At 74.8% G+C, this 3,285-nt stretch carries 1 protein-coding gene; it reads right to left on the bottom strand.

What is annotated here, in order from left to right; all coding sequences use genetic code 11:
* Positions 1-3,285 (bottom strand): SDR family NAD(P)-dependent oxidoreductase (locus IE239_RS41175; protein WP_190154564.1); only part of this gene is annotated, 3,285 nt, incomplete at both ends.

The following is a 3,285-nucleotide window of genomic DNA, read 5'->3' as shown; positions in this document are numbered from 1 at the left end:
CCTCCGCGAACGCCTTGCACCTCCCGTCCACCGCAAGCCCCCGCTGCCGCGAGAACTCCACGAACACACCAGGCGTCGACATCACCGTCACGCCACCCGCCAACGCCAGATCACACTCACCCGCACGCAACGACTGCACCGCCAGATGCAACGCCACCAACGACGACGAACACGCCGTGTCGAGAGTGACGGCAGGACCCTCCAGGCCGAGCGCGTACGCCACCCGGCCCGAGGCCAGGCTCGCCGCGCTGCCGGTGAGGAGATGGCCGCGTACGTCGTCGGGGACCTCGCCGAGCGTCGCGCCGTAGCCCTGATGGCCGCAGCCGACGAACAGACCGGTGCGGCTGCCGCGCAGTGAGCGCGGGTCGAGGCCGGCCCGCTCGACGGTCTCCCAGGAGACCTCCAGGAGCAGCCTCTGCTGCGGGTCGATCGCGACGGCCTCGCGCGGTGAGATCCCGAAGAACGCGGCGTCGAAGGCGTCGGCGCCGGACAGGAATCCGCCCTCGTTGACGTAACTGGTGCCGGGACGCGTCGAGTCGGGGTCGTACAGCGCGTCGAGGTCCCAGCCGCGGTCGGCCGGGAAGGAGCCGACGGCGTCACCGCCCCGGGCCAGGAGGTCCCACAGTTCCTCGGGCGAGGTGATGCGGCCGGGGAGCCGGCAGGCCATGGCGACGACGGCGATCGGCTCGTCGTCGCCGCCGTGGGCGCCCGCCGGGACCAGGTCCGCTCCGGGCGCGCGGTGGCCGGAGTCCGCGATGCCGTCGTCGAGTTCGCGCACCAGGTACTCGGCCAGGGCCGTGGGCGTGGGGTGGTCGAACACCAGGGTCGTCGGCAGGGTCAGCCCGGTGGCGGTGGCCAGGAGGTTGCGCAGTTCGACGGCGGTGAGCGAGTCGAAGCCGCCGTCCTGGAAGGCGCGAGCAGGCTGGATGCTCTCCGGTGTCGGGTGGCCGAGCGCGGTGGCCGCGCTTCGGCGCACCAGCTTGAGCAGCAGTTGCCGGCGCTCGACGACGCCCAGCGGGGCGAGTTCGGCGCGCAGGCCGCCGCGGCGCCCGGCTGCCGGGCCGGGAGCCTCCGCCGTGCCGTTAACGGCTTCCGGGAGACGGCTCAGCAGCGCGGCGCCCGGCAGTCCCCGCCGCCCGGCGGCGATTCTGGCCCAGTCGACGTCGGAGACCAGCGCCCACGTGTCGTCGTGGGCGAGGAGGCTGCCGAGGGCGGTGAGCGCGGGTTCGACCTCCATCGGGGTCAGGCCGCCGCGGCGCAGCCGGTTCAGCACCGTGGGGTCGTCGGCCATGCCGCCCCCGGCCCAGGGGCCCCAGGCGACCGAGGTGGCCGCGAGTCCGTCGGCGCGGCGTCGCCTGGCGAGGGCGTCGAGGTAGACGTTGCCTGCCGCGTAGCCGGCCTGTCCCGCCGAGCCGAGCGCGCCGGCGATGGACGAGAACAGCACGAACGCGGTGAGAGGCGTGTCCAGGGTCCGGGTGGCCTCGTCCAGGTTGTCGGCCGCGCGCAGCTTGGCCCGCAGGACGGTGGCGTACCGCTCGGGGTCCATGGCGGTGAGCGGTGCGTCGTCGAGGACGCCCGCTACGTGCAGCACCGAGGTCAGCGGCCGGTCGGCCGGGACGGTGGCGAGCAGCGCCCGCAGTGCGGACCGGTCGGCGGGGTCGCAGGCGGCGACGGTGACCTGGGCGCCCGACTGCTCCAGTTCGCGGCGCAGATCCTCCGCGCCGGGGGCCGCCGGACCTCTGCGGCTGACGAGCAGGAGATGCTCGGCGCCTTCCCGGGCAAGGTGGCGCGCCACATGGGCGCCGATGATTCCGGTGCCGCCGCTGATGAGCGTGGTTCCGGTGAACCGGGGTGCGGGGCGGGCCTCTTCGCCGTCGCGGACGACTCGGGTCAGTCGGCGGGCGAAGACGGCGGAGTCGCGGACGGCGAGCTCGTTCTCGTCCCCCGGCTGTGCGACGAACGCCACCAGCCGGGCGAGCGCGCGTGGGTCCGGCCGCTGTGGCAGGTCGAGGAGGCCGGCCCACAGATCGGAGTGCTCGACGGCCGCGGTCCGGCCGAGCCCCCAGGTGGTGGCCTGTACCGGCCGGGTCAGCCGGTCGGCGGCGCCGACGGAGACCGCCGACCGTGTGGCCGCCCACAGCCGTGCGCTGGTGCCGGTCTCGGCCAGCACCTGCAGCAGCAGGGTGTTGAGGTGCAGCCCCAGAGGCACCTCGGGGTGGTCCGCGTGCGGCGTCTCGGTGAGGGCGAGCAGCGACAGCAGTCGGAGCGGACCGCCGCCGACCGCCGCGGCCGCGGCCGCGGTGAGCGCTTCCGCGAGGTCGGTGCGGTCCGCCCCTGCGGCCAGGGGGAAGGGCCTGGCGTCCGCGCCGGCGGCGGTGAAGGCCTCCGCCACGGCATCGACCGTCGCTGCGGCTTCCGGGTCGTCGGCGCAGAAGGGCACCAGCCAGACGCCGGCCGGGGATGCGGTGGGGGACGGCAGGGGGGTCCAGGTCTCCCGGTACTGCCAGGAGTCGGCGGTGGCGCGCCGCATGCTGTCGTGGTGCCAGGAGGTGAGGGCGGGGAGCACGGGTGCCAGGACGTGCGGGTCGAGCGCGAGCCGTTCCGCCAGGTCGCGGACGTCGCCCTTGCGGACGGCGGACCAGAACGCCGAGTCGACGGCGTGCGCCTGGCCTCCGTCCTGGTCGGAGGGCGCGCCGTCCGGCCAGTACCGGACGCGTTGGAAGGCGTAGGTGGGCAGGTCGACGGTCTTGGCGGCGGGGAGCAGCGCGGTCCAGTCCGGGCTGCTGCCGTGCGCGTGCAGCGCGGCGACGGCGTGGAGCAGCGTCACCGCCTCCGGCCCGTCCTTGCGCAATGCGGGCACGACCACGTGCCGCGTGGGCTCTCCGTCCTGGACCTCGGTCATGGAGGGCAGGAGCGCCGCTGCGAGGGCGGAGAGGGTGGCGTCCGGGCCGAGCTCGAGGCAGCGGGTGACGTTCTGGTCGGCTAGGCCGCGGACGGCGTCGGTGTACCGGACCGTCCGGCGGACGTGCCGTACCCAGTGGTCCGGGGACATCAGCTCCTCGGCGCTCGCGGCCTCCCCCGTGACCGTGGAGACGACGGGGAGTTCGGGACGCCCGTAGGTCAGGCTCTCGGCGACCTCACGGAAGTCGTCGAGCATCGGCTCCATCGACGGCGAGTGGAAGGCATGACTCACCCGCAACGCCGTCACCTTCCGGCCCAGGCCACGGAAGCGGTCCGCGATCTCCTCGACCGCCGGTGCCGCACCCGAAACCACCACCGCCCGCG

The organism is Streptomyces humidus (assembly GCF_014649655.1).
Lineage (GTDB): Bacteria > Actinomycetota > Actinomycetes > Streptomycetales > Streptomycetaceae > Streptomyces > Streptomyces humidus.
This window is presented reverse-complemented; position numbering and strand designations above follow the sequence as displayed.